We start from the raw sequence: 26,972 nt of genomic DNA on the forward strand, positions 1-26,972 counted from the left end.
CTTGTTCGGTGGTGCGGAAAATATCATATGCCAGTGTTTTCACTCTCGACTCCGATATCCACGTTAAAGTGCGCTAACAGATAGTGTTCTGCTTTTTCATTCCAGACCCCATGAGTTTCGGCGACCAGTTCGGCTAATTGCGCAAATAATGGATCCGTTTTACCCCGTTCGGCAAAATCGTCAATGGCGGTGAGGGGCATGGTAATGCCGTTATAAATCAGTTTCTTGCCACCCGGTATATGGGGGAGGTTGAGCACCGTTTCAGGTACAGCATCCAGACCGCCAATATGAGTAATCATAAAAGAGGGTTGTATGCGTCGCTGGGCAGAAAGCGTAAGTGCCTCTTCCATGTCACCGGTAGAGCCACCAGAAGTACCGACAATATGCGTACTGGAGTAGTGGACGTGATAGAAGTTAAACGGCACTTTAAAGTGCTTATCTGTCGGGCCGGCAAAGAAGTTCAGGCAACCATCTTCTGCCAGCAAATCATCACCCAATTCAATGACTGCTGGCACAGCTGCGTAGACAAATACATCATCAAAACCCTGATCCCCCGTGAGTTGACGTAATGTATCGATGGGGTTATCCAGCTTGCTGCTGTTGATGTAAATCAGTTCGATACCTTGATCTGCTGCCTGTTTTCTTGGTAGTAGTTGCTCAGCACGAGCCAGACGGACTTCATCTATATCTACCACCACCACGCGGGCCGGTTTGATATCACCGTTGATGGCATAATCGATAGCCCCCATTCCCATTGGCCCGGCACAAGCCAATAGGGCCAGATTACCGCCGGGCTTAATGCCCATGCGGTGTTCATAAACATATTGCGTGGTGTGATAACTGGCGTGATAGGCTCCAATAATGCAACACATCGGTTCAGCCAGCGATGCGGCGGCAAAATAGCTGCCGTGATAAGGCAGTACACAGCCGAGATCAATAGCCAGCTTGGGAATAATCATATAGGTGGCGTTACCGCCAAAATATTCGTAGCTGTAACCTGCTGAATAGCCACTGGGTAGCCCCATCGCAGGTTGCAACACAAAACGTTCACCAGCACGATAGCGGGTGGCTAAATTCTTACCGACTTCAACAATGACCCCCGCACATTCATGGCCAGTAATGGCAGGGTGTTGCGCCACATCGTCCGGTACTCGTTTGTGCTCACTACCCAGCAAAGCCGCTTTGTAAGTCGACAGGCAGACGCTGTCGGAAATGACGCTAACCAGTAATTCGTCATCGCTGATCGGGGGTAATTCAAACTCACGTAGGCGGACATCTTGCTTACCGTATATTGCAGCCACTTTCGTTTTCATACTGATTCCTTTGGCTTATCACTTGTAGTCAATTGCTCGAATAAAATATCCAGAGCCTGGTCGCCAAGATAATTTTTAATTAGAATCAATGGCTTGTCCGTCACTCCCTGTGCTCTGCCTTCAAGGCTGGCGTGGGTAACAATGATGTCAGCATCGGTTGGAATGTTTTCGATGGCGTAATGTTTTACCGCAATCGGGTAACCGGCTTTCTCCAGTTTTTTTCTAAACGTGGTTGCTCCCATGGCGCTGGACCCCATCCCGGCATCGCAGACAAAGGCTATCAACCGTACCGGATGATCATTGTTGAGGTGATTGGCCAATATGCCCTCGGCTTTTAGATTCTTCATGGCGGTTTGCGACTCTTCAAAGCTCTCTTCGCTGGTGGCTTTGTCCATTTTCAAGATGATGGAACCCACCAGGAACGAAACCGCAGTACCGGTAAAGACACCCGCACAGGTAGCCAGGAAACCACCGCGAGGGGTTAATGCCAGATACGCGAAGATAGAACCAGGACTCGGACCTGCAACCAGGCCAGCACCTAATAATTCAAAGACGTATATGCCACTCATGGCACCGGCAATCATGGCAATGATCATCAGTGGTTTCATAAGAACATAAGGGAAATACAGCTCGTGGATACCGCCGAGGAAATGAATAATCATTGCGCCGGGTGCTGACTTCTTACTCATACCTTTGCCAAATAGTGAGAAAGCCAGCAGAATACCTAACCCTGGCCCTGGATTTGAGGCGACCATAAAGTAAATTGATTTACCGTGGATAGCAGTTTCCTGCATTCCCAGTGGGTAATAGATACCCTGGTCGATGGCATTATTCAGGAACAGCACTTTGGCAGGCTCATTGATCACCGCCAGTAGGGGTAAGAAGCCAGTAGACACCAGTGCTTCGATGCCTTGTTTGACCAGATTATTCGCCTCCATCACCGCCGGGCCGATCACTTCATAGGCCAGCAGGCAGAGCAACATGCCGCTGATACCGAGGGAGAAATTATTAATTACCATCTCGAAACCGGCTGGAATGTGTTTCTCCAATCGCTTATCGATATGTTTAATTAAATAACCCCCCAGTGGCCCCATCACCATCGCGCCAATAAACATCGGAATATCAGCACCAACAATAACCCCCATAGTGCCAATACCGCCCATCACGGCCCCGCGTTTACCCCCAATCAAATGCCCACCGGTAGAACCAATCATTAACGGTAGCAGGTAGGTAATCATCGGGCCGACCAACTTGCCAAAGTGTTCGTTCGGCGTCCATCCGGTCGGGATAAATAATGCAGTGATAAACCCCCAGGCAATAAAAGCCCCAATATTAGGTATTACCATTGCTGTTAGAAAACCGCCAAAGGATTGTACTTTGGCGCGTATTGATTTATTAGCCATATTAATTCCTTGTTATTGTATTATCGGAATAGGTTAATAACGCTTAAGGATATCTTTTATATTTTCGGTGTTGGCTGCATTCAGTAATGATGTAATAGATTCATCGTCACAGAACATTTCACTTAATGCCTGAATAGCATAAATATGGGAGTCAGCATCTTTTGCTGCGAGGCCTATCAGTAATTTTACCGGTTCACTGTCAGCGTCGAAAATCACGCCTTTACGCAGCAATGTCAGGCTGAGTGCGGTGTGGTTCACGCCATTTTCAGGGCGGGCATGCGGCATGGCTATTTCTGGTGCCAAAATATAATAAGGCCCTATCTCACGGGTGGCATCTTTGATCGCCTGACTATATTCAGGTTTAACCGCATGATTATCGATTAGGCTTGCCATTGATAAATCAATAGCGTGTTCCCAATGTTCGGCGGAAGGATATATCGCAATACTATTTTCAGGAAAGAAATCGATAAGCGCCTGCATAGGGAGTCCTTATATTATTATTTTATCTTGGCGACCCATTAATTCATTCTCGTGGGCATTAACTGAAATTGAGCTTATTCTTGACGACGCGCTTAATCAAACCGATGAAAAAATGTGATCTGTGATACTAATGAAATGCAAACACTGAAAAACAGTAACTGTGATCACAATTATTTTATGTAAATTAGCACTTCTATAAAAATGCAATAGCCTAAATTTGCAGTTAGTCACAAATATTTAATTTTAATAAATTATTGATTTTGTGATTTACGTCTTGTTTATGGCATTGCGGAATGCATTATTTCTGAAAATTAAAGTGAGTGCTGTACTCCCAGCAGCAAAACGATGCTTTTTTTGACTGGATGAGGCGTACCTTCCTCGCGGTGCTGCATCTTCGTGCATTTGCCTCTAAAAAGTGCGGGAAAAGCGCACATACAGTGCTATCTCCCGTTACATCTCCTTTTCCCATTACTCAAAGTGCGGGTATTTCCGTTGTTCAGCGGTTATCTATCATTTGGTACAAACATTGCTTTAGCCATAGACCGCACTATTACCATTAAATTTCTTTGATAGGGATAAGGTATGTCACAGGCGAAACAAGCACCGGAATTAAAACGTACATTGGGCAGTTTTCAATTATGGGGTATTGCCGTCGGGTTGGTGATTTCCGGCGAGTATTTTGGTTGGAGCTACGGATGGGCGCAAGCGGGAACGTTAGGGTTCCTGTTTACCGCTCTGGGTGTGGCCGCGATGTACACGGCATTTATTTTTAGTTTTACCGAATTAACCACCGCTATTCCTCATGCCGGAGGGCCGTTTGCTTACGCTCACCGCGCTTTTGGCCCAACGGGTGGCTTTATTGCTGGTCTTGCGACGTTGATTGAGTTTGTATTTGCTCCTCCCGCCATTGCCATGGCAATTGGTGCCTATATTAATGTTCAATTCCCAGCAATTGACCCAAAGTGGGTGGCGGTTGGGGCCTATCTGATATTTATGTCATTGAATATTCTGGGTGTCAGTATTGCTGCAACCTTTGAACTGTTGGTGACGATATTGGCTATTTTTGAGTTGCTGGTATTTATGGGCGTGGTCGCACCAGGCTTTGAAATCAGTAACTTTGTCAGAGGCGGTTGGGCTGGCGCGGATACATTCAGTATCGGGTCATTATCGGGGATTTTTGCCGCTATTCCCTTTGCTATTTGGTTCTTTTTGGCGATTGAAGGGGCTTCGATGGCCGCAGAGGAAGCAAAAGAGCCACAACGTACCATTCCGCGCGCCTTTATTGGCGGTATTTTGACCTTAGTGGTGCTGGCATTAGGTGTGATGGTATTTGCCGGTGGGGTGGGCGACTGGACTAAGCTATCTAATATCAACGACCCACTGCCACAAGCAATGAAAATTATCGTTGGCAGCGACAGCGGTTGGTTACACATGCTGGTATGGCTTGGGCTATTTGGTCTGATAGCCTCATTCCATGGCATCATTATGGGTTATTCCCGCCAGATTTTTGCTTTGGCCCGCGCCGGTTATTTACCTAAGCCGCTGGCCAAAGTAAACCGCCGTTTCCGTACCCCACACCTGGCTATTTTGGCCGGTGGTGTTGTCGGGATTGGTGCTATTTTTTCTGACTCGTTGATTATTATTGGCGGCATGCCACTGACGGCAAATATTGTCACTATGTCGGTGTTTGGTGCCATCGTGATGTATATCATCTCAATGTTGTCATTATTCAAACTGCGACAAACAGAGCCACGCCTGACTCGCCCATTCTCCGCGCCGTTCTATCCCTTTGCGCCAGCATTGGCGTTAGTTTTGGCGGTTGTCTGTCTGATTGCGATGATCTATTACAACCCGCTGCTGGCTCTGATATTCGCTGGAATGATGTTGGTCGGTTATATTTATTTTCGTCTTACCCACCGTTCACGCGCTACTGCCGCATTTGATCCACAGCTCAGTGCTGCCGAGTGATCCATTCTTGCTATTAATGTCATCATTGTTCAGGCTGTTTATGCAGCCTGTGCAACTAAGGGACGCAGTATGTACCAGACAATACTGAGCCATCGTAGTTACCACTTTGGCGATTTACGTGATTTGATGGCTAAAGCTTCACCGGCACGTTCGGGCGATTATCTGGCGGGCGTTGCGGCAGAAAGTGCTGAAGAACGCATGGCTGCCCGTATGACGCTGGCAGATCTGCCGCTAAAAACGTTTTTACAGCAAATGCTGATTCCTTATGAGCAGGATGAAGTCACACGGCTGATTATTGATAGCCACGACCCGCAGGCTTTTGCGCCAATAGCGCATCTGACCGTCGGCGATTTTCGTGACTGGTTACTCAGCGAGCAGGCCGACAGTGTGGTGTTAGCGCAAGTCAGTGCTGGTATCACCCCAGAAATGGCCGCCGCGGTAAGTAAAATAATGCGTAATCAGGATTTGATTCTGGTGGCGAAAAAATGCCGTGTTATTACCCGATTCCGTAACACTATTGGCCTTGCCGGCCACTTAAGTGTGCGGCTACAGCCCAATCACCCCACGGACAGTTTGCCGGGTATCGCCGCCAGCATGCTTGACGGCCTGCTGTATGGCAGCGGTGATGCTGTGATTGGCATCAATCCCGCCAGTGACAGCTTGCCATTGTTAGAAAAACTTAATTATATGCTGGATGACGTGATAAGCCGCTTTGAGATCCCCACTCAATCCTGCGTATTAACGCATGTTACTAACACGATTAAGTTGATTGAACGCGGAGCACCGGTTGATTTAGTGTTCCAGTCTATCGCAGGCAGTGAAGCTGCCAATGCCGGTTTTGGCATCAACCTGGCCTTGTTGGAAGAAGCACACTGTGCGGCATTGAGCCTCAAGCGAGGCACTGTCGGTGACAATGTGATGTATTTTGAAACTGGGCAGGGCAGTTGTCTCTCCGGTAATGCCCATTTCGGGGTTGATCAACAAACCTGTGAAGCGCGCGCTTATGCGATTGCTCGTCGCTTCTCACCGTTACTGACTAATACTGTCGTCGGGTTTATCGGGCCAGAATATCTTTATGATGGTAAGCAGATTATCCGTGCCGGTTTGGAAGACCATTTCTGTGGCAAGTTACTGGGTGTCCCACTCGGTTGTGATGTCTGCTATACCAACCATGCTGAGGCGGATCAGGATGATATGGATACCTTGCTGACCTTACTGGGGACCGCTGGACTGACCTTTATGATGGGGGTGCCGGGAGCTGATGACATCATGCTTAATTATCAAAGTACGTCGTTTCATGATGCGTTGTATATCCGGCAATTGCTCGGTCTGAAACATGCACCAGAGTTTGGTCTGTGGCTAGAGAAAATGAATATTATGGATGCTCAGGGGCGCTTGCGTGATACCGCGGCCAATCATCCGTTATTAGCACAGTTGCCACCTATGGGGGCATTCTGATGAGCGGAAATGAGATAATAAATGGGGTGTTACATCGCAATTCGTGGGCGGCTTTGCGTCAGTTTACGGCGGCGCGCATTGCTCTTGGCCGTACAGGAGCAAGCTTGCCGACTGAAGAGCTGTTGAAATTTGGTTTGGCACATGCACAGGCACGTGATGCTGTGCATCAGCCGTTTATCAGTGAAGATCTTGCTAATCAACTGGCAGATTCAGGATTACGGACACTTACCGTCAACAGTGCTGCGCCAGATCGTGCAACTTATCTGCGCCGCCCGGATCTTGGCCGAAAGCTATCGTCGCAAAGCCGTGAACAGTTGTGTGCATGGCCTGATAAGCAAGCCGACATCTTGTTGGTCATTGGTGACGGTCTGTCATCAAAAGCGGTACATCGGCAGGCAATCCCTTTGGTGATGGCCTTACGACCTTATTTGCAAACGCTCGGCTTATCACTGGCCCCGATAGTGTTGGCTCATCAATCACGGGTAGCATTAGGGGATGATGCAGGGGAGTGTTTACAAGCCAAAGCGGTTGTCATGTTGATTGGTGAAAGGCCGGGGCTTTCTTCCCCGGATAGTTTGGGGGTTTATATGACTTGGGGGCCGAACACGCGGCGGTTGGAGTCCGAGCGCAATTGTATTTCTAATATCCGGCCAGAGGGGTTGGATTATCCTCAGGCGGCTTTTAAGTTAGCCTGGTTGTTGGAGCAATCTTTCCAACGGCATTTATCGGGGGTGCAGCTTAAGGATGAAAGCGATAACCCGGCATTGTACGGGCAGGTAAGGCCAATTTACCCATTGACAACATAAGCAGTATATCTGGCTGGATATTTACGACATAATGGCGGAAATGGCTATTTTATGTGCCTTTAATCCGCCATCTAACATGCATTTTGGATAATGTTAAGTTATTCTATCTAAATGTTGCAGGCCGCTCTATCCTACACATCGCCTCGCTTTACAACTATTCTTATAAATATCTCACTAAATTTGAATTTTTTAACAGGTATTACTCCGCGTCATCATTTTCATGCTTTATGCAGTGGAGCTATTGGGAACATAAGGAAGAAACAATGGGACTACGAAGAAAGAGTGTTAAACCGATGCAACTCAATGATATTACAATCATTGATGATGCAAAACTGAAGAAGGCAATCACCGCAGCGGCGTTGGGCAACGCCATGGAGTGGTTCGATTTCGGGGTGTATGGTTTTGTCGCTTTTGCACTTGGCCAGGTATTTTTCCCCGGCGCTGATCCCGGTATTCAGATGATTGCTGCACTGGCGACTTTTTCCGTTCCTTTCTTGGTTCGGCCCCTTGGTGGCTTATTCTTTGGTGCGTTAGGTGATAAATATGGGCGGCAAAAAGTCCTGTCTGTCACCATCATTATTATGTCGGTCAGCACCTTCTGTATTGGTCTGATTCCCTCTTATGCCTCGATAGGTATTTGGGCACCGATATTATTGTTATTGGCAAAACTGGCACAGGGTTTTTCGGTTGGTGGCGAATATACCGGAGCCGCTATTTTTGTGGCTGAATATTCACCCGATAGAAAACGTGGTTTTCTTGGTAGTTGGTTGGATTTTGGTTCCATTGCAGGTTTCGTATTAGGCGCTGGAGTCGTTCTGCTCATTTCGAGCATTGTGGGTGAAGCCAGTTTCCTTGAGTGGGGGTGGCGTATTCCGTTTTTCGTTGCTGCGCCATTAGGATTAATCGGTATCTATTTGCGTCATGCACTTGAAGAGACACCGACCTTTCAACAGCACGTCGATAAAATTGATAATGATTCACGCCACAATATTGCCGAGCCACCTAAGGTTTCTTTCCGTGAGATCTTAACCAAACAATGGAAGAGCCTGATTATCTGTGTCGGGATGGTTATTGCCACCAACGTCACCTATTACATGCTACTGACCTACATGCCAAGCTACCTATCCCATAGTCTGCATTATTCTGAAGATCATGGTGTATTGATTATCATTGCAATCATGCTGGGTATGTTATTCGTCCAGCCTGTGATGGGATTAATGAGCGATAAATTTGGCCGTAGACCTTTTGTTATTTGTGGCAGTATTGGGCTGTTTATTCTCGCTATTCCCAGCTTTATTTTGATTAATAGCGGCATTATCGGTTTGATATTTTGTGGTTTGTTGATCCTGGCTATTTTGCTTAACTGTTTTACGGGGGTGATGGCCTCAATATTACCCGCAATGTTCCCAACCCATATCCGCTACAGCGCATTAGCTATCGCGTTTAATGTGTCGGTGTTGGTTGCAGGGCTGACACCAACGGCCGCAGCGTGGTTGGTTGAAACAACGCAAAATCTGTTTATGCCCGCTTATTACTTAATGGTGGTGGCGGTTATTGGTTTGGTTACTGGAGTATTTATGAAAGAGACTGCCAATATGCCACTGAAAGGGGCGACGCCAGCCGCGTCTGATCGGGCGGAGGCCAGAGAGATATTGCAGGAACACCATGATCATATCGAACACAATATTGACGATATTGATCAAGAAATAGCCGAACTTGAGAAAAAGAGAAAGAATCTGATCGCACAACATCCTGATATTAATTAATCAGTTTTGAGGGGTACGTCAGAGTGTTAATTTGATTTATATCAATAAAATTCATTTCTATACAATGGTTTACCTTTCTATTCAAATCTGTCTTTGACCCTCCCCCAAGGGGAGGGTTTAGATTATCAGTCATTATTCCAACTTATCTAGAACATTTCCTCTTACTGGAAGGATACCATGACAGTGAAAAAGACATTTGCAACAACAGCTCGACTGGCTATTGTTGCTTTAGCTGCGGTCACTTTTAGCCATTTCGCCGCGGCGACGACACAAACGGAATTTTTGGCTCAACATGGCTTAGCGGGAAAAACCACTGAGCAAATGATTGAGACCATCGATCAATCCAAACAAGAACGCCCTTTGGCATATTCAGCTTCGGTAACGAGTGCTGAACTCACCTTATCCGATGAACAACAGCGGTATTCTTTCCCCTTGGGTGATAAGTTCTATCTCTCATTTGCCCCCTATGTAAACCAAACTCACCCATGCTTCAATCACAGTTTGTCTGGCTGTCGTGGTGAATTGGCGAATAGCGCATTTGATGTGAAAATTACCGATAAAGCTGGGAAAGTTATCCTGCAAGATACACTGACCAGCTATCAGAATGGTTTTATTGGTGTGTGGTTGCCACGCAATACTGAGGGGACTATCGAAGTGAGTTATCAAGGTCTCAAAGCTGTATCACCTTTTGCGACCCAAGCTGAAAGCCAAACCTGCATGACAACATTGCAACTAAAAAAATAAACGACTTAACGGCAAATTTTAACAATCGACAGAATAATAATAACCAGCTTAGCGGCTGGTTTTTTATTTCCTCGTGGCTGGAATAATAGATATTTTTCTTGCCACTCGCGAGTATTTTTTAAATTATTAAATCCTGTTTATACTCCTTATGGCGAGGGATAATACCTAGCGTAAGTGATATTAAGTTTACGTTATGCTAAACGAAATGGCCAAGAGAAATATAATTATTTATAAATTATTATTTTTACGATATAGTTCGCTCCTTTATGGTGAAAATACGTAAAATTAAAGGAAACCTATCCGCACGCGTTATAACTTTCCTTTTTCTGTTTACTTGGCTACCTGCCTTCTATAGCCGAGTTCATTAAGTGTAGAAGATTATATTATGTTCCAATTGATGCAGAGTGTTTTGACAAGTTCCTTTAATGCGGTCTGTATTATCTATCTTTGCATATCATTACCTTATCTTTATATTATTACCAGAAAAAAACCTAATCAGTTACATTATAAAATTCTAATGGGCGTGATTGCCGGTTTTACTGCAACCTATCTTGCTGATTTTCATAACCAAACCAGTACGACACTTTATGGATTAATTATTAGTCCTATTGTTCTGACAGCATTAATTTTTGGCCCAATCCCCTTATTGATAAGCTATGCTATCCATACAGTATTCGTATTTGGATTGTCGCCATTTTATGATATTTTCATTATGTCTTTCATGTTTTTATCTATAGCGCTAAAAATTTGGGATAATAAAAGATATTCTACTTTTTTCCTTTCGGTTTTCATTCCACAATGTATAAATATTGCTTTGAATTTTGAACGGCTAATCTCTTTAGGATACCTTCCCCGTTCAATATTTAAATCCGCGATGAGCATTATTTTACTCTCGATACTCTATTTTATTTTTAGCCGCTTTCAAAAAACGTTTAGTAAATTCTCTATTTTGCAATTCCAATCCTCGACGGATCAACTGACTAAATTACCTAATAGATTCAGTATTAATCACCATTTGGATAATTTTAGAGAAACGCATAAGGACTGCTTTATTGCTTTGATTGATATAGATTTTTTTAAAAGGGTTAATGATAATCATGGACATTCTGCCGGTGATAAAATTTTATATGATATCGCCCAGGAACTAACGTCAGTGATTAGAGGAAATGATTTTCTGGCGCGGTATGGCGGTGAAGAATTTTTGCTGTTAATACATACCGCAGATAACAGAATTGCCAGTGAGATCTTGGTGCGGATAACTACACATATCCGCGATACGCTGTTTATTACACCGGACAACCACTCTCTCAACATTACGATATCTATCGGTGCCGCTTTATATGTTAAAGACACCTCATTTGATGATGCGATTAAGTCAGCCGACAAAGCGCTCTACCGAGCGAAGAATGGTGGTCGAGATCAAGTTGTTTTTCATTAGGTTTTGTATGATTAGGCCATTGTGTAAGTCAGGATCTTTAACTTAGCATAGGCTTTTCCCCTAAGGCCTTTGTAGCTTAACAGCGGGTCCACATACATTGTAGAGGTTGGCGGTGACCAGAGAACATGTTGTTATTGTCATTGATATGCAAAATGGGGTTTTTGCTAATCCACGTTTTGATCGTGAAGGTCGCGTCGTTCGTATTAATCAGTTGATCGACCATGCTGACCAAGTCATTTTCATACAGCATGCAGAAGATGAAATGACACAAGGGAGTGAATTGTGGCAACTGCTACCGGAATTACATTACCCGCAGAATGCTATTTCTGTTACCAAAACAGCGTGTGATTCGTTTTATCTTACCTCGCTCGACACTATTATTGCCCAGCTAGGGGCTACTCATCTGACTATTTGTGGTTGTGCCACGGATTACTGTGTTGATACCACCATCAAAATTGCCGCCAGTAAAGGGTATGCTCTGACCATCGCTTCTGATGCCCATACTACTGCGGACCGGAAATATGTCACGGCTCAGCAGCTTATCGCGCAACATAATGAGGTTTGGTCTGAGCTGTCCATTCCGGGGAACCGTATCACAGTAAAAACGACGCAGCAGATCCTCGCTGACTGGCTGGATTAAATTCAGTCGTTATAAGCCATCCGCGGTACATATCATCAGGTATGTGCCGTTTTTTATGGTTAAAGCTGTACTGAAAAATATCAATGACAGTGGTGGCTGTAGTTGATTCTTTTGGTTTTATATTTTGAATTTATTTTGTTGGCAGCTTATTAAGCTGAGTTGTCTGTATTGTACGATGCTAAATTAATATCATTATCTAAATTATGATATTTAATATTGCATTAAATTAAATGTGTAATGAAATTAAATTGACGATTTAAGATTTTTGTTATAAAAAATTGAATATAAAAATATTATATTATTCATTAAGTTAGTTTGGTCTCTTGGTTTTGTATTGACAGGGTTTATCAGTTTTTCACCCCGTTAGATATTGGCTTTGTTTTCTCCCACACCCCGCAATCACTCTCTCGCGACAGGAAGTCTCGTGTATTTCTTGTCCGTTTTGGCCTCGGCCGCTTTACAGGGAAAGGACAGGATATGTCAGCTATAGAACCGCAGGAAAACCGGCAGACCGGAATACTGAATACCATCGAGCGTATCGGTAATGCGATGCCAGATATCACTATGTTATTTATTTATGCATTGGGTGTGTGCTGGGCGCTCTCCTTTGCATTGTCATTTATCAATTTCGACTATTACCACCCTCTGACGGGTGATCAGATTAAAGTGACTAATATGTTGGCACCCGTTGAGTTGGTGACCTTTATTACCACTATGGTCAAAAATTTTATCAACTTCCCACCACTGGCTATCACTATTGTGGCAACGTTAGGGATCGGGATTGCTGAGGGCAGTGGCTTTATTCAGGTGATGCTGAAAAAGATGCTTAACGTTACGCCACAACGAATTTTGACACCCGCAGTAATATTTATCGGGGTGGTGAGTCACGTCGCATCTGACTCGGCGTATGTTATTTTGATGCCGGTGTCTGCCATGATGTTCTATGCCAGTGGTCGCCATCCGTTGGCGGGCATCGCCGCCGCTTTCGCAGGTTTGGCCGGCGGATTTTCTGCCAGTTACACGCCATCGATTATCGATCCGATCATGCAGGGCTTCACCCAAGGTGCGGCACATATAATTGACCCGAGTTATAACGTCAATGTGTTGTGTAACTATTTCCTGAGCTTTGGCAGCACCTTTGCGGTGATTCTGGTGTGTTGGTTTATTACCGAGAAAATTGTTGAGCCACGTCTGGTTAAGTCGATGCCATTAAATGACGATCTCAGCGTGCTCCACAACAGTGATGAACTGCAAAAAGTGACACCTCAAGAGAGTAAAGCGTTTAAAAAAGCCGGGTTGACCATGTTGTTGATGCTGATTGGACTGGCGGCTGCGCTTTACCCGGAAAATTCCTTATTGCGCTCGCCCGAGGGCAGCCTGACCCGCCCTGATGCACCGATTATGCAGGCGATAGTACCCTTGTTGTTCTTTATGTTTGCCATTCCCGGGCTGATTTATGGTTTTAGTGCCGGTACCTTCAAAAGCACCAAAGACGTTACCAGCAGCATGGAAAATATTACCCGTTCATTGGTTTCGTTTTTAGTGTTCAGCTTCTTCTGCGCCCAGTTTCTTTATTCATTCAGCCATTCCAATATCGGCACGTTGTTGGCAATCTCTGGGGCGGATTTCCTGCGCACCCTGGCAATGCCAGCCGGTTTCACTATTCTTGGGGTGATTCTGCTGTCTTGCGCCTTAGATATTATTATCACATCGGCTTCATCCAAATGGTCGATTCTGGCACCGGTATTAGTCCCGATGTTGATGGCAGTCGGTATCTCCCCTGAACTGACCCAGGCCAGTTTCCGTGTTAGCTCAACGGTGAATATCTCGACACCGATGTTTGCCTTTTATCCGTTGATCATTATGTATTGCCGTCAGTATTGCTCTAAAATCGGGGTTGGGACGCTTTGTGCCATGATGTTGCCTTATACTCTCGGGCTGACCATTGTATTAACCCTGATGCTATATCTGTTCTGGGGGTTGGGTATCCCGCTAGGATTCCAGAGTGGGTATACCTATCCGGCGGGCAGTTAATCCCCTGTTTACCTGCAATGCTGATGATATGAATTAAGTCTATAAGGAATAAGAAATGACAATGGCACTCTCAGAACAACTGACCCAACGTTTCTTCCGTTATCTGGCGGTGAGCAGCCAGAGTGATGGCGCGTCAATGACGCTACCCAGCACGGTCGGGCAGCATAAGATGGCGCAAATGTTAGCGGAAGAACTGCGCCAGTTAGGATTGGAAGATATCGTCATTGATGCCCATGCGACGGTAACTGCCCGTAAACCCGGCAACCAACCCGCCGCACCACGAATTGGTTTCATTACGCATATTGATACCGTTGATGTTGGTTTATCGCCTGATATCCACCCGCAGCGGTTGCGCTTTACCGGCAGTGATCTCTGCCTGAATCCTGAACAGGGTATCTATCTGCGCACATCAGAGCACCCGGAAATCCTTCGTTACCAAGATGAAGAAATTATTTTTGGCGATGGCACCAGCGTGTTGGGGGCGGATAATAAAGCGGCGGTCACGGTGGTGATGACGCTGTTGGAGAACCTGAGTGCCGATGATTGCCATGGGGATATCGTGGTGGCATTTGTGCCGGATGAGGAGATTGGTTTGCGCGGTGCCAAAGCGTTGGATCTGGCACGGTTTGATGTTGATTTCGCCTACACCATTGATTGTTGCGAACTGGGGGAGGTGGTATTTGAGAACTTTAACGCCGCCTCAGCCGAAATTGATATTGTTGGGGTAACGGCTCATCCTATGTCTGCCAAAAATGTGCTGATCAACCCTATCCGCGTAGCTTATGACATTATCAGTCAGTTCGACCCACAGGAAACACCGGAACATACTGAAGGGCGGGAAGGGTATGTCTGGTTTACTGATATGGTTGCCAACCCCAATCACGCCAAACTGAAGATTGCGATTCGCGATTTTGATAATGCGTTATTCGCGGCACGCAAACAGCGAATTGGTGAGGTGGTTACACAGATTGCAGCGAAGTATCCACGAGCGAAAATCAGCCATTCAGTCACCGACGTTTACAGCAATATCAGCAACTCGATAGGCGAAGATACCCAGGCGATTGATTTGATTTTCTCTGCCATGGCCGCGTTGGATATTGAACCTAAGGTGATCCCAATGCGTGGTGGTACCGATGGTGCAGCGTTATCGACTCAGGGGTTATTGACACCAAACTATTTCACCGGAGCCCATAACTTCCATTCACCGTTTGAATTTTTGCCAATTAGCTCCTTTGTAAAATCGTATGAGTTAACCCGAACTATCTGCTTGTTTGCCGCTAAATAACTTATCAGGGGAGGGGGTATATAGCCCCCCTCCTCAATGTAAACCCCGCTATTACCTTAATCTAATGCCTCTTCCTGCACTTCTAACACATGGTATGCGGTTGAGCAGAACAGTGAATTCAAACGTTTCATATCACCTAATAGCCCCATGTGCAGACTGCTGGTTTCAATACTCTGCACATTTTGTTGATGCAGGCGTTCAACGTGAGAGTGAGAATAGCGGCGGTTTAATAAACGGAAACGATGCTTGGCACGGCGTAGGCGTTTGGCGTTATTGATATCGCGGGATAAAAACACCGACATTCCTAAATCCAGATTGGCTACCAGACGGGTGTGCAGGGTATTTAACTCTTCAAACCCCTCGGCCGAAAATGGCTTACGAGCATTGAGTGACTTGGCTGCCACATCAGCAGTCATGCGGCCAATAATATCGCCGGCTTGTTGCAGATTAACCGCCGTATCAATAATTTCAGCCCAACGACGGGAATCAATCTCACCCAACTCATCCTGCTGGATTTGCGCTAAATAGAGCTTAATGGCGCTATACAGCATGTCGACTTCATCTTCCAACAAACTGACTTCATGCTTTTGCTGTTTATTCCCCTCCAGTACTTCTTTAAACCGCACCAGCATCTGCTCCAGCACATCACCCATTCGCAGGGTTTCCCGCACTGCGTTTGCTAAGGCTAACGAAGGTGTATCGATGGCGGTAATATCAAGATAGCGCGGGGCCGAGGGTTGTAGGGTAGTTTGGTCATCGCTGACTAATCGGCTACAGATACGAGTCATCACTCCAACAAATGGCAGCATCAACAAGCAGCGCAGCAGGTTATAAAATACGTGGAAGTAAATGACCACTTCGGCGGCGGGCAAATTACGGCTAATGAGCCATTGCCCTAACATATTGACCCAAGGGAGGACTAAAATACAGCCGATCACTTTAAACAGTAGGCTGCCCAGCACCACTTGTCGGGAGATGGCATTCTGCCCACGGCTGCTGATCAGTGCCAGCAAACCACTGCCCAGATTAGAGCCAATCACAATACAGAGGGCGATATTTAGCGGAACTAAACCGGTAGCGGCCAGTGTGGCGGTCAGCAATACTGCGGCCAGACTGGAATAACTGATCATGGCGAACAGTGCGCCAATCAATAATGCCAGAATGGTATCACCGGTCAGAGATGAAAAAATGGCTTGCACGGCGGTTGCTTGCGTAATCGGCCCGGCGGCAGTGACAATCAGTTGCAGTGCCAGAATAATCAACCCGAGACCGATGCCTACCCGCCCCATCTGACCAATCCGACTTTTGCGCTGGCCGAGGAAAACAATAACCCCACCCAGGATTAGCAACGGTGAGAGCCAGGAGAGATCAAATGTCAGCACCCGGGCCATCAGCGCCGTCCCGACATCTGCCCCTAACATAATCACTAAGGCCGGCGACAAGGAGATAAGCCCCTGCGATACAAATGAGATAACCAGTAACGCGGTAGCATTACTGCTCTGTACTAGCGCCGTGACACCAATACCGGCGATAAAAGCCGTGGGTTTTTTCTGGATACTGGCGCTCAGAACCCGGCGCAGATCGGCACCGTAAACACGCATGATACCGGTGCGAACAATGTGTGTTCCCCACACCAGCAGGGCGACAGAAGAAAGCAGATGAAGCAGAGTCAGCATAGTTAATCTCAGTTGTGGCAAGACCCATATCGTTGAACTGCCTCAACGACGGTTGAACACACCTGAAAAGGCGGGTGGGCCTGGCTCTGTGTAAGTTAGATCCTATTTAAGTCTGTACAGTTTGAGGTTACGGCCATTTGACGATAAAACGGCCCGTTGATGGATGTTGCAGTGTTTTAACAGGGTTACCTTGTGGTGCAGGGCGACCGATATCTACACGCGGGTGAGTTAGGGGTAGATGTAAGGTTATTCCCCAGATAAAGGGGACTTGCAAGACGATATCGACACTAAACATGCCCCATTATAGCAATTTTTGCTGCCAATGACGTCAGTTATGGCTTTTGGTAACAATACAGTGCGGCCAAGGTGCGGTTTGCCATCTGGTGGCGTGCGCTCTCTTGACCGCTTTTATGCTGTTACCCAGCCACCCGCAGCCAGGCAAATAGCAGCGCCACCATAATCACAACCACAGCCGTGGCAATCACTAAACGTTCAGCAAATAGACGTCGCATCGGTAAACTCCTCAGGCAAAACTGTAACGTTCTGAATGATACTTCGACATAGGAACACCGATTTCATTCAGCGCAGACTCGATAGCATCCATCATGACATTGGGGCCACATATAAAATACTCGTGACTGGCATAGGGAGGGGGCAAGTGCCGTTTGAACACCTCGGCATCAATGAATCCTTTTTCCCCCGTCCAGTCTGGCGCGGGGTTCGACAACACATGCACCACGACCAAATTAAGCCGTGATTTTAATGCTTCTAACTCTTCACGAAAGGTGATCGATTCCCAATCTTTGCTGCCATAAAGTAGCAGGGCTGGCCGTTGGTCACCGCGATCAGCCAGTGTTCGCAACATACTCATCATTGGCGTTATCCCAACACCACCGGCGACCAGAACATGCATGTCTGCCGGATTTCCTAATGTGAATGCCCCATAGGGGCCATCCAAATAGACCCGTTGCCCGATGGGGACTTTAGGTATGTTAGAGGTAAAATCCCCCAGATTGCGGATCGACATTTCCACGCGCCCGTCACTCACCTGTGCGCTGGATGAAAAAGAGAACGGATGGGCGGTAATGTTAAACGGGCTACCCCAAATGGTTAACCAACCGAACTGTCCGGGAGTGAAGCGAAAACCGTCATGGCCATCGGGCATCATTACTAAGGTGGCGGTATCACCCCGTTCCTGCCGTACTGCTACCACGCGATAGGGGCGTCGCAATATAAACAGCGGTTTGACGATCCGCACATACAGTAGCAAACCAAACCAAAAAAGAATCAGGCCAACCCAAAGTGCTCTTTTTAATGGGTCGTCGAGGTAAAACCCCCAGCCGACCATATGCATGACCCCGGCAACAACCGCCACTACGGCCAGAATAATGTGAGATAAATGCCAGATTTCATAGCGTATTTTTAGTTGAACTCGCCACAATGCGGTAATAACCAAAGCAATTAATGCATAGGTTGATAGGGCGGCAAAACGGGCTCGCCACGGCGCGTCGAAGGAGTTTAGTAGTGCCAATAACTCTGGACGAACAACAAATAGGATTAAGGGATGTGCGATAACCAGCCCGACTGCAATCAAAGAGATTCGTCGGTGGAAGTGATAGATAATATCCTCACCCCAAGGTTCGGTGACATAACGAAAACGGGCAGTCAGACCAAATTGTAGCCCCATTATTGCCAATCCGGCATAACCAAGGGCAATCGAAAACTCCGTCCAGAAATCTCGAACTGGGGGTAATGTACCGGTTAATAATGCCAACAGAGGGGCCAGAATAAAAAAAAGGTATATCCCAACCCAAATGACACTACGCACAGCATAAGTCGACATATTGCTCACACCAGAATTATGAATAACATGTCAATAAGTATACTAAGCGAAACATAAGATAACCATTTATAAACATCACCATAACAATGAAGGAGCTGGGCACCAGACAGATTGAAAAGAGAGTCGTCGCCTGTGATGCTGGTATGGGGTCTAGCGTAATTGGGGCGTCGGTTTTGAAAACAAAGCTGAAGAAGGTCATGATCGATATTAAAGTATCCAACGCTAAAATGGAGGAGATCCCCAGCGATACCGACTTGGTCATAACGCATGTTCAACTGATTGATAGAGCCAAAAAATTACATGGAGATAACGGCATCACCTTTATGTCTATTACTCAGTTTATTGAGGGAAGCCAATGTGATGAAATTGTGGAATATATAATAAAATAAGCAATTAGAGGTTATTGGCGGGGATGCAGCGAGTATCCCCTCTTTTTTCATCAGAAGTGACCAACCACTATCCAGACCACAGAGCGATGCCCAGATCTATATCGTCCTTTTAGATTATAAATTATTATAAATCAAATTATTATAAACATGATAGTGATGATGTTAATCACCATGTAAACATCAAGTGCCGAACGTAAATAAACCAGAACAAATCCTCTTTAAATATATCTGCCGCTAATTAGTGGCGTGGTTATTTTTAGCAATCATTATATATCTGAACTAACTTTCTGCCGGGTATAGGCAGGAGGTTGGCTCTGGGTATTGCGATTATAACTCTTATTGAATATTTAATTTGAGGTATTATAAGCATGACAACTAATACGACTTTTTCTCCTGAAAGTGAGACGGCAGCATTATTTTTACTGGATCAAGCAATGGGCTTTACTTATCAAGCGTCACTGCGGGCAGCGGCTATTTTGGGGGTTGCCGACCATCTTATACAAAGGCCAAAAACGGTACAGGAACTTGCAACAGAATTGGAGGTTGATCCACAGCAACTGCATCGAGTGATGCGATTGCTTGCAACGCGAAATATCTTTAAAGAAGTTGATGGGCAGCGATTTACACTCACGCCAGCGGCTGAGTTTTTGTGTACCGCGACCTCGCATTCGCTTCGTTCTGCGGTACTGATGTTAACCGATGAGACATTTTGGGGCCCGCTGGGGAATATCGTTGAAAGCGTTCGCGGCCACTCTGCTTTTAAACAACTATATGGCGTGTCGTTCTTCGAATACTGGTCGCAACCACAGACTCGCTCTCCTGAATATGATTTTCACACCGGGATGTCCTCGATGTCGGCGGTGGAAAACCTGGCTCTGGTACGTAGCTATCATTTCCCAGACCATGCCACCGTTGTTGATATTGCGGGGGGGTTAGGCGGCTTGCTGCTAAAAGTATTACAGGCTAATACGACACTGCACGGTATTTTGTTCGATCAAACTCCGGTGCTGGAAAGACATCGTCTTGGTGAACTGGGGGATGACTCAAGATGGAGGCTCCAGCCTGGCAGTTTCTTCGAATCATGTCCTCCGGCAGATTTTTACTTATTAAAATATATCACTCATGACTGGCCGGATGAAAAGACAACACTAATACTCCATAATTGTCGTAAGGCCATGCTTCCTAATGGAAAAGTCCTCATTATGGATACCATTATTCCTGAAGGAAATACCCCTCACTTCGGGAAAAATATGGATCTGCTCTTGATGGGGAGCTTTGACGGTGGGAGAGAACGCACCGAAGCTGAGCTGAAAGTGATACTCGCCGGAGCCGATCTGAAACTAAACCGCATCATAAATACCGGCAGTTACGTATCGATAATAGAGGCCGTTGCGCGTTGAATATAGACCTATAAGCCTGACATTCGCCCATTTTTAGCGCTGATAAGAATGGGCGGATGAGCAGCTCTATCTATCTTGGCAAGAGAACTGGTGGCATTGGCGTAGAAAATTCATAATTTCTCCATAATATAATCAGGTCATGATAAACATATTTAATTTGGTAATTATATTAAGTAAATACAATATGTTACGATTTTTTCTTCTGTGTATTAACCCTGCCAAATGTATCTAAGCGATCTATTAATCCTGTCAATTTATCAGAAGCTTGATGACGGAACCTGTTCATCGTATGCATAGATGGGTATCATTCCGACATTAGTAATGCAAATCATTAGCGTTAGCACTCAAGGATATTTACATCCCCACTTTTCAGGAGAGAAAATGCAATTACGTCTAGCTTTATTTTCGTCATTACTGGCCGCAACTGTTGCGATGACAGGGTGTGATGATTCATCTGCCGCGCCAGAAGAATCAGCCAAAATCAGTATTGAGCATGCGCAAGGAACCACTCAGGTTCCACTAAACCCGCAAAAAGTCATCATACTGAACCCATCCGTGCTCGATACTGCCGATGCCCTGAACATTAAGGTGGCAGGTGTCCCGCAAACCAGTACTCATCTACCCGCATTTTTATCCAAATACAGCGGCACTGAATACCTGAATGCTGGCACATTATTTGAACCCGATTACGAGGCATTAAGTCAGGCTAAACCTGACCTGATCATTGCCGGTGGCCGTGCTCATGATGCTTATGACAAACTTAGCGCTATCGCACCGACTATCGCACTTGATGTCGATACCAAGCACTTTACCCAGAGTCTGACTCAGCGTACTGAGCAACTGGCCTCTATCTTTGGTAAAGAAGAAGAAGCGAAGGCACTGCTGGGCAAATTCTCATCTCAGATAAATGAGATAAAGCAAAAATCAGCTAATGCCGGATCAGCCATGGTAGTTATGGTCAGCGGCGGGAAAATGTCAGCTTACACGCCGGGCTCCCGTTTCGGTTTTGTGTTTGATGAGTTAGGTTTCACCCCTGCGGCCACTTTCGAACAAACGGGTAGTCATGGGAATGTAGTGACCTCTGAATTCATTCTCAATGCTAATCCTGAGTGGTTGTTTGTACTGGATAGAGACAATGCCATTGGGCGTACTGAAGGCCAATCGGCACAACAGATTCTTGATAACCCACTGATCCATAAAACCAAAGCATGGCAGAATGATCAGGTTATCTATCTCGACTCCTCCTCGCTCTATATTGCCGGTGGCGTACAGAGTTATACAAAACTGATGGATAAGGTCAGTGCTGTGTTGGATAAATCAGCGCCAGCGCAGTAATTTTCACTGATGAAGAATCTTAGCTTTCTAGTTGGCCTGGTTATTTTACTGGGCCTGATGATCTGTAGCCTGTTTATCGGTGCCGGCCATGTCACTTTTGCTGATGTCTGGTCGGATCCCGATATGCGCGACATCTTTATACTTAGCCGGGTGCCACGGACGCTGGCATTAGTCCTTGCTGGCAGCGCCATGAGTGTTGCTGGCCTCATCATGCAGATGCTGACGCAGAACCGTTTTGTCGAACCTTCTATTGCGGGTACGACCCAGTCCGCCAGCCTTGGTTTATTGTTGGTCATGGTTTTCAGTCCATCGGCTCCGGTGATGGTGAAAATGTTGGTGGCTACGGTATTCGCGATGGGGGGGACGGCCCTTTTTATGATGTTGTTGGCGCGAATGCGGATGAAATCAGCGCTGATGGTGCCGCTGACCGGCATTATGCTGGGGGCTGTATTTAGTGCAGTAACAACCTTTGTGGCGATGGAGTTTGATCTCCTGCAATCGTTGGGCAGTTGGGAGTCTGGTGATTTCTCGGGTGTCTTGCAGGGTCGCTATGAGTTGTTGTGGATAGTGGGAGCCTTAACGCTGATTGCCTGCCTAATCGCCGATCGTTTTACCGTGGCAGGCATGGGGCGGGATTTCTCGGTCAATGTTGGGCTAAATTATCAACGTGTTATGCTGACGGGAATGTCCATTATAGCCATCATCAGCGGCGTAGTTGTGGTCGTGATTGGCGTGCTTCCTTTTCTCGGTTTGATTGTACCCAATATTGTCAGTATGGCGATGGGAGATAACCTGCGCCGAACCATACCTTGGGTGAGTCTTTGTGGCGGTGGTCTGGTCGTGTTATGCGATATTATCGGTCGATTAATTAGCTACCCATTTGAAATCCCTGCCAGCGTTATTCTGGGCGCGATTGGTGCACTGGTTTTCCTATTATTAATTGTTAGGACAAAACGCCATGCAGGTTAATGAGTATTCATCAAAAGGGAATTGGTTTCAGGGCGCAAATCGGGCATTAAGCATACCGGCAAAGCGGTTGTTACTGTTGAGCATTATTGCCGTCGCTGCGATTGTCATCTTCATGACAATTAATCTGGGGAGCAACATCCAGTATATTCTGGTGCATCGCGGTCTTATTCTAGCCACCATGCTGTTGGTGGCCTTTGCTGCGGGAGTTGCCACTGTCTTATTCCAAACAGTAACCAATAACCGTATTTTGACGCCATCAGTGATGGGATTAGAAGCACTGTTTATTCTCATCCAGACCATGTTGGTGTTTTTTGTTGATGCCAATGGTTTCAGAGTGTTAGGTATTACGGGGAAATTTCTCTGTGAATCGGCACTGCTGTTATTGTTCTCGGTGTTTCTTTACCGTTGGTTACTGACCGGTGTGGGGATCAATCTGCATAAGGTGCTGCTGGTTGGCTTGGTTTGTGGCACGTTGTTCCGCAGTCTATCGAGCCTGATGCAACGTCTTCTTTCGCCGGGGGAGTTTGCCATATTGCAGGGGAGGGTATTTGCCACCTTTACCCGAGCGCCCGCAGAGATTATTGCCGTTTCTACGGGGATAGTTGTGATTGTGGGCCTTATTGTTTGGCGCATGCGCCATTGCCTCGATATTATCGCGCTTGGTCGAAATACCGCAATTAATCTCGGCGTTGCCTATCAGAAAAAGATAACCACTATTTTGCTGCTGGTCTCGCTGTTGGTCGCCATCTCTACAGCACTGGTGGGGCCGCTGACATTTTTAGGTTTGCTTATCGCTAATTTGGCTTATCCAATTGTTGGTTCATTCCGCCATCAATATTTGCTACCCGGTGTTTTTCTGCTGGGAACTATTACATTGGTTGGTGGGCAATTGATTTTGGAGCGCTTACTGAATATGTCTGGGACATTATCGGTGGTTATTGAGTTTGTCGGTGGTGCGCTGTTTATTTATCTTTTAATAAAAAAGGCTCCGGTATGATTGAAATTAATGACATTAATAAAAAATACCAGGATACAGCGGTTCTCAATAATATAAATGAGAGCATTCCTTCTGGTGGTGTTACTTCAATCATTGGACCAAACGGTGCTGGCAAATCTACGTTATTGTCGATTATGAGCCGGTTGCTGGCGCCTGATATTGGTAGTGTGCTGTTTAATGGTTTGGATGTGGCAAAAACCTCTGGCGATAAACTGGCGACTATTTTGTCAGTTTTACGTCAGGAAAATCACTTCACCAGCCGCCTGACTGTAGCAGATTTGGTTGGCTTCGGGCGCTATCCCTATTCAAAAGGGCGGCTCAACGAAAATGACCGTCAGTATATTGATGCTGCGATGGAGTTTCTTAATCTGGTGCCGCTGAAGGATCGCTATCTTGATGAGCTTTCGGGTGGGCAACGGCAACGCGCCTATGTAGCAATGGTGCTTTGTCAGGATACAAAATATATCCTGCTGGATGAGCCATTAAATAATTTAGATATGAAACATTGCGTTGCGATGATGAAACAATTGCGGCGTGCCGCAGATGAATTGCACAAAACCATTATTCTCGTTATCCACGATATCAATTTTGCTTCTGCATATTCTGACCATATTATTGCGATGAAGAATGGTGAGGTTATTTATCGAGGGGCACCCGCAGAGATTATGCAACCCAATATTCTTGAAGAGATTTTCGATATAAAAATCCGTATCGAAAAAGTACAAGATCAGCATATCGCGGTCTATTATCGTTAAGGTGAAAAACGGGCGTAACTGTATATTTACGCCCGTTTTTATCCCGTGATTAGAACAACACAGAGTAGTTCACACCAAAGGTACGGCCACGTCCTTTATAGGTATAGAGATCAGGTGCTCCGTAGGTGGGGCTATACAGAATTGGTGCGCGCTGGCCCCAAACGGTGGTGTACTCTTTATCCAGCAGGTTTTCGATGCTGAAGCTGATTTTACCCACTGGCAAGGTGTAGCTGCTCAGGAAATCAATCGTGTTATAACCATCAAGTTTACGGCCTTTACTGTCTGACACATCGAAGGTCTGCTGGGATTGTACTCGCAGGTTCCAATCACCCGGCGCCCAACCAATATAAGCGGTGGCTTTCGACGGACTGGCGGTATCAACAGTGAGTTTCTGCCACTTGCCGTCAGTTTTGGTCTCAGATTTAATCAGGTTAAATGTTGCTCCGGTGCTCCATTCGCTGTCTTCGAAGAAATAATCCGCCGCGCCTTCAACCCCGTAGATCCGGCGTTTGTCCGGCAACACACTGATGGTCATGTCTGTTTTGTTGATGGCAATAGTTTGGTCAGACAGAGAGTAGTAACCGGCGATTTGAGTACGCAGGTTATCACCCGTATAGCGCCAGCCCAATTCATAAGCATTAACCTTAATACCCTCCAGCTTGGAGTCATTTACGTTGACGCTTTTTTGCAGTTGGTAGTGGCCGTTGACCAACTGATAGGTCCCGGAGCCGTAATATTTCGCCAGATCGGGGATCTCAAACCCTTGAGAGAAGTTGAACCACGTCTGCTGGCTTTGTGCCAGATGCGCCAGCAAACCGGCATTGAACAGGACGTTGTTGTAATCCGTTTTCCCGCCTGGCACTGCATCTGCTGAGGTCGCGCTGCCGTTAGCAATAGCTTGTTGTTGCGCATAGCCGACGAAATCATCAACCTTGTTCTCGGTGTATTGATAACGTACGCCACCACTCAGGGTAAAGATGGGGTTGATGTCATAGCTGGTTTGCAGGAACGGCGCGAGATTGGTGGTGGTGTAACTTGGATAACGGCCAACATTGTAGGCATTTTGTAAGGTCATCCCGCCAGACTGTTGTGCCAGTGCCAGATTGAAGAACTGCTGATTGGCGTTGAAGCTTTCATGCTCCACGTCGACACCATAAGTCAGCGTGAGGCTGTCGATAGGTTTACTGTTTAGCGTCAGTTTACCGCCGTAAAAATCGGTTTTCTGCTGTGATGCACCGATACTGGTTACAGCAGTACCTGCTTTGTTCAGGGTTGGGAACGGATAAAAGGTCAATGATTCATCACGGTAAAACACCTGTGCTACCAAATCCTGACCCCAAAAGTCGGTATTGGAGTATTGCAGGTTGATGAGATGGCGCTCAGTGCCTGGAATACGATCTGAGTTCAAATTGCCGCTGTTAGATGCCTGGCCGGTACCCGTCACTGCCGAGAAGTTTTCCCCCAGATATAATCCGTGTTTGCCATCAGATTCGCTGTTGAAATACTGGGTGGTTAACTGCAATTGCTGATGGTCATCAATGTTGAAGGTACCTGTGCCCATCACATCAAGGCGGCCGGAATATTGCAGGCCGGTCTGGGTATTATCGATCAACACCTCATCGCCTTTACCGTCATACCAGCCGCCATAACGTTGATAGGAAACAGAAAAACGACCGAATGCTTGCTCATTCCCGCCGCTCACCGCAGCCCCGATATTCTCATCGTGATCGTTATGGCTGTTAAAACCGGTTTTGCCGCCAACTTGTAGTTCGACCTGTTTTTCTTCCTGACCTTTTTTGGTCACAATATTGATCAAGCCGCCAGTGCTACCGCCACCGTAAAGCGAAGTGGCACCGGAGATAACTTCTATATGCCCAATATTAAACGGATCTATGGCGTCAAGCTGACGGCTATCGCTGCGTGAAGAGTTCAGGCGCACGCCATCGATCATTACCATCATTGATCGGCCACGCATATTCATGCCGTAGTTGGTCCGGCCCTGACTGCTAACATCCATGCCAGGAATCAATTGCGCCAAAATATCTTTGATTTCCTTGCCAGCTTGAACTTGTTGTTCGAGTTCCTGACCTTCAATCACCCAGGTGGTTTGTGCCATTTCGGCCACGCTGCGGTGTGAGCGGCTGGCAGAAACTACCATTTGATCTTCTGCCCATGCTGCGGGCACGAGCATAGCTAACAGGCACGGATTTAATACCCAGAGGTGTCTGCGTTTCATTGTTATTCTCTTTTTCCCATATTAGAGGTTATGTTAA

At 46.3% G+C, this 26,972-nt stretch carries 22 protein-coding genes; 15 read left to right on the forward strand and 7 right to left on the reverse strand.

All coding sequences use genetic code 11. The features are described 5' to 3' along the window. Positions 1 to 23: 23 nt before the first annotated feature. Genes Q2T71_RS22020 through Q2T71_RS22030 form a run of 3 tightly spaced genes read right to left on the reverse strand, consistent with a single transcriptional unit; the run spans position 24 to position 3,196 of the window. A complete protein-coding gene (locus Q2T71_RS22020; RefSeq protein WP_372560542.1) occupies positions 24 to 1,313 on the reverse strand; it encodes a zinc-binding dehydrogenase in 1,290 nt (429 codons plus the stop codon). Beyond that, positions 1,310 to 2,716: a PTS mannitol transporter subunit IICB gene (locus Q2T71_RS22025; protein WP_102970533.1), complete on the reverse strand. Its 1,407-nt coding sequence runs from the start codon at positions 2,714 to 2,716 to the stop codon at positions 1,310 to 1,312. The genes Q2T71_RS22020 and Q2T71_RS22025 overlap by 4 nt, the downstream gene beginning before the upstream one ends. A gap of 33 nt (positions 2,717 to 2,749) precedes the next feature. Then, the gene (locus tag Q2T71_RS22030; RefSeq protein WP_083162495.1) at positions 2,750 to 3,196 is read right to left on the reverse strand and encodes a PTS sugar transporter subunit IIA; all 447 of its coding nucleotides are present in this window, start codon (positions 3,194 to 3,196) and stop codon (positions 2,750 to 2,752) included. Positions 3,197 to 3,778: 582 nt separating this feature from the next. On the opposite strand from Q2T71_RS22030, the gene eat reads away from it, so the two are divergent. The 9 genes from eat (at position 3,779) to pepT (ending at position 15,335) form a co-directional block, all read left to right on the forward strand. After that, positions 3,779 to 5,164, forward strand: coding sequence for an ethanolamine permease (eat, locus tag Q2T71_RS22035; RefSeq protein WP_372560543.1), 1,386 nt, complete (start codon positions 3,779 to 3,781; stop codon positions 5,162 to 5,164). A 69-nt stretch (positions 5,165 to 5,233) separates the two neighbouring features. Next, a complete protein-coding gene (locus tag Q2T71_RS22040; protein WP_372560544.1) occupies positions 5,234 to 6,622 on the forward strand; it encodes an ethanolamine ammonia-lyase subunit EutB in 1,389 nt (462 codons plus the stop codon). Then, the gene (eutC, locus tag Q2T71_RS22045) at positions 6,622 to 7,428 is read left to right on the forward strand and encodes an ethanolamine ammonia-lyase subunit EutC (protein ID WP_372560545.1); all 807 of its coding nucleotides are present in this window, start codon (positions 6,622 to 6,624) and stop codon (positions 7,426 to 7,428) included. Before Q2T71_RS22040 ends, eutC begins: the two co-directional genes overlap by 1 nt. A 263-nt stretch (positions 7,429 to 7,691) precedes the next feature. Beyond that, positions 7,692 to 9,194: a glycine betaine/L-proline transporter ProP gene (gene proP / locus Q2T71_RS22050; RefSeq protein WP_372560546.1), complete on the forward strand. Its 1,503-nt coding sequence runs from the start codon at positions 7,692 to 7,694 to the stop codon at positions 9,192 to 9,194. Positions 9,195 to 9,377: 183 nt separating this feature from the next. After that, positions 9,378 to 9,938 (forward strand): copper-binding periplasmic metallochaperone CueP, encoded by a 561-nt coding sequence (gene cueP, locus Q2T71_RS22055; RefSeq protein ID WP_372560547.1) that lies wholly within the window; start codon positions 9,378 to 9,380, stop codon positions 9,936 to 9,938. 385 nt (positions 9,939 to 10,323) lie between these two features. After that, positions 10,324 to 11,376: a GGDEF domain-containing protein gene (locus Q2T71_RS22060; RefSeq protein ID WP_372560548.1), complete on the forward strand. Its 1,053-nt coding sequence runs from the start codon at positions 10,324 to 10,326 to the stop codon at positions 11,374 to 11,376. Positions 11,377 to 11,488: 112 nt separating this feature from the next. Next, positions 11,489 to 12,016 (forward strand): isochorismatase family protein, encoded by a 528-nt coding sequence (locus Q2T71_RS22065; RefSeq protein ID WP_372560549.1) that lies wholly within the window; start codon positions 11,489 to 11,491, stop codon positions 12,014 to 12,016. A 477-nt stretch (positions 12,017 to 12,493) separates the two neighbouring features. Continuing rightward, positions 12,494 to 14,050 carry an AbgT family transporter gene (locus tag Q2T71_RS22070; protein ID WP_372560550.1) on the forward strand — a complete coding sequence of 519 codons (1,557 nt, stop codon included), beginning with the start codon at positions 12,494 to 12,496 and terminating at the stop codon, positions 14,048 to 14,050. A 55-nt stretch (positions 14,051 to 14,105) separates the two neighbouring features. Then, positions 14,106 to 15,335 (forward strand): peptidase T, encoded by a 1,230-nt coding sequence (gene pepT / locus Q2T71_RS22075; protein WP_372560551.1) that lies wholly within the window; start codon positions 14,106 to 14,108, stop codon positions 15,333 to 15,335. 56 nt (positions 15,336 to 15,391) lie between these two features. Here pepT and Q2T71_RS22080 read toward each other — a convergent pair whose 3' ends face one another. From Q2T71_RS22080 to Q2T71_RS22090, 3 genes are all read right to left on the reverse strand, one after another. Further along, positions 15,392 to 17,011, reverse strand: a complete 1,620-nt coding sequence (locus Q2T71_RS22080; protein ID WP_083162515.1) for a Na/Pi cotransporter family protein — start codon at positions 17,009 to 17,011, stop codon at positions 15,392 to 15,394. 127 nt (positions 17,012 to 17,138) lie between these two features. Continuing rightward, a complete protein-coding gene (locus tag Q2T71_RS22085) occupies positions 17,139 to 17,306 on the reverse strand; it encodes a hypothetical protein (protein ID WP_372560552.1) in 168 nt (55 codons plus the stop codon). Positions 17,307 to 17,534: 228 nt separating this feature from the next. Next, positions 17,535 to 18,854 (reverse strand): ferric reductase-like transmembrane domain-containing protein, encoded by a 1,320-nt coding sequence (locus Q2T71_RS22090; RefSeq protein WP_372560553.1) that lies wholly within the window; start codon positions 18,852 to 18,854, stop codon positions 17,535 to 17,537. 86 nt (positions 18,855 to 18,940) lie between these two features. Between Q2T71_RS22090 and Q2T71_RS22095 the strand changes: the two genes are divergently transcribed. From Q2T71_RS22095 to Q2T71_RS22120, 6 genes are all read left to right on the forward strand, one after another. After that, positions 18,941 to 19,243 carry a hypothetical protein gene (locus Q2T71_RS22095; RefSeq protein WP_372560554.1) on the forward strand — a complete coding sequence of 101 codons (303 nt, stop codon included), beginning with the start codon at positions 18,941 to 18,943 and terminating at the stop codon, positions 19,241 to 19,243. A gap of 368 nt (positions 19,244 to 19,611) precedes the next feature. Then, the gene (locus tag Q2T71_RS22100; RefSeq protein WP_372560555.1) at positions 19,612 to 20,643 is read left to right on the forward strand and encodes a methyltransferase; all 1,032 of its coding nucleotides are present in this window, start codon (positions 19,612 to 19,614) and stop codon (positions 20,641 to 20,643) included. 381 nt (positions 20,644 to 21,024) lie between these two features. Further along, positions 21,025 to 21,978: a siderophore ABC transporter substrate-binding protein gene (locus tag Q2T71_RS22105; RefSeq protein ID WP_083162521.1), complete on the forward strand. Its 954-nt coding sequence runs from the start codon at positions 21,025 to 21,027 to the stop codon at positions 21,976 to 21,978. 9 nt (positions 21,979 to 21,987) lie between these two features. After that, positions 21,988 to 22,947: an ABC transporter permease gene (locus Q2T71_RS22110; protein WP_083162523.1), complete on the forward strand. Its 960-nt coding sequence runs from the start codon at positions 21,988 to 21,990 to the stop codon at positions 22,945 to 22,947. After that, positions 22,937 to 23,944, forward strand: a complete 1,008-nt coding sequence (locus tag Q2T71_RS22115; protein WP_372560556.1) for an iron chelate uptake ABC transporter family permease subunit — start codon at positions 22,937 to 22,939, stop codon at positions 23,942 to 23,944. The genes Q2T71_RS22110 and Q2T71_RS22115 overlap by 11 nt, the downstream gene beginning before the upstream one ends. Beyond that, a complete protein-coding gene (locus Q2T71_RS22120; RefSeq protein ID WP_372560557.1) occupies positions 23,941 to 24,699 on the forward strand; it encodes an ABC transporter ATP-binding protein in 759 nt (252 codons plus the stop codon). Before Q2T71_RS22115 ends, Q2T71_RS22120 begins: the two co-directional genes overlap by 4 nt. Before the next feature lie 49 nt (positions 24,700 to 24,748). Here Q2T71_RS22120 and Q2T71_RS22125 read toward each other — a convergent pair whose 3' ends face one another. Then, a complete protein-coding gene (locus Q2T71_RS22125) occupies positions 24,749 to 26,935 on the reverse strand; it encodes a TonB-dependent siderophore receptor (RefSeq protein ID WP_372560558.1) in 2,187 nt (728 codons plus the stop codon). Positions 26,936 to 26,972: the final 37 nt, after the last annotated feature.

Source organism: Yersinia sp. 1652 StPb PI, from assembly GCF_041538345.1.
In the GTDB taxonomy this organism is placed as follows: Bacteria; Pseudomonadota; Gammaproteobacteria; order Enterobacterales; family Enterobacteriaceae; genus Yersinia; species Yersinia enterocolitica_E.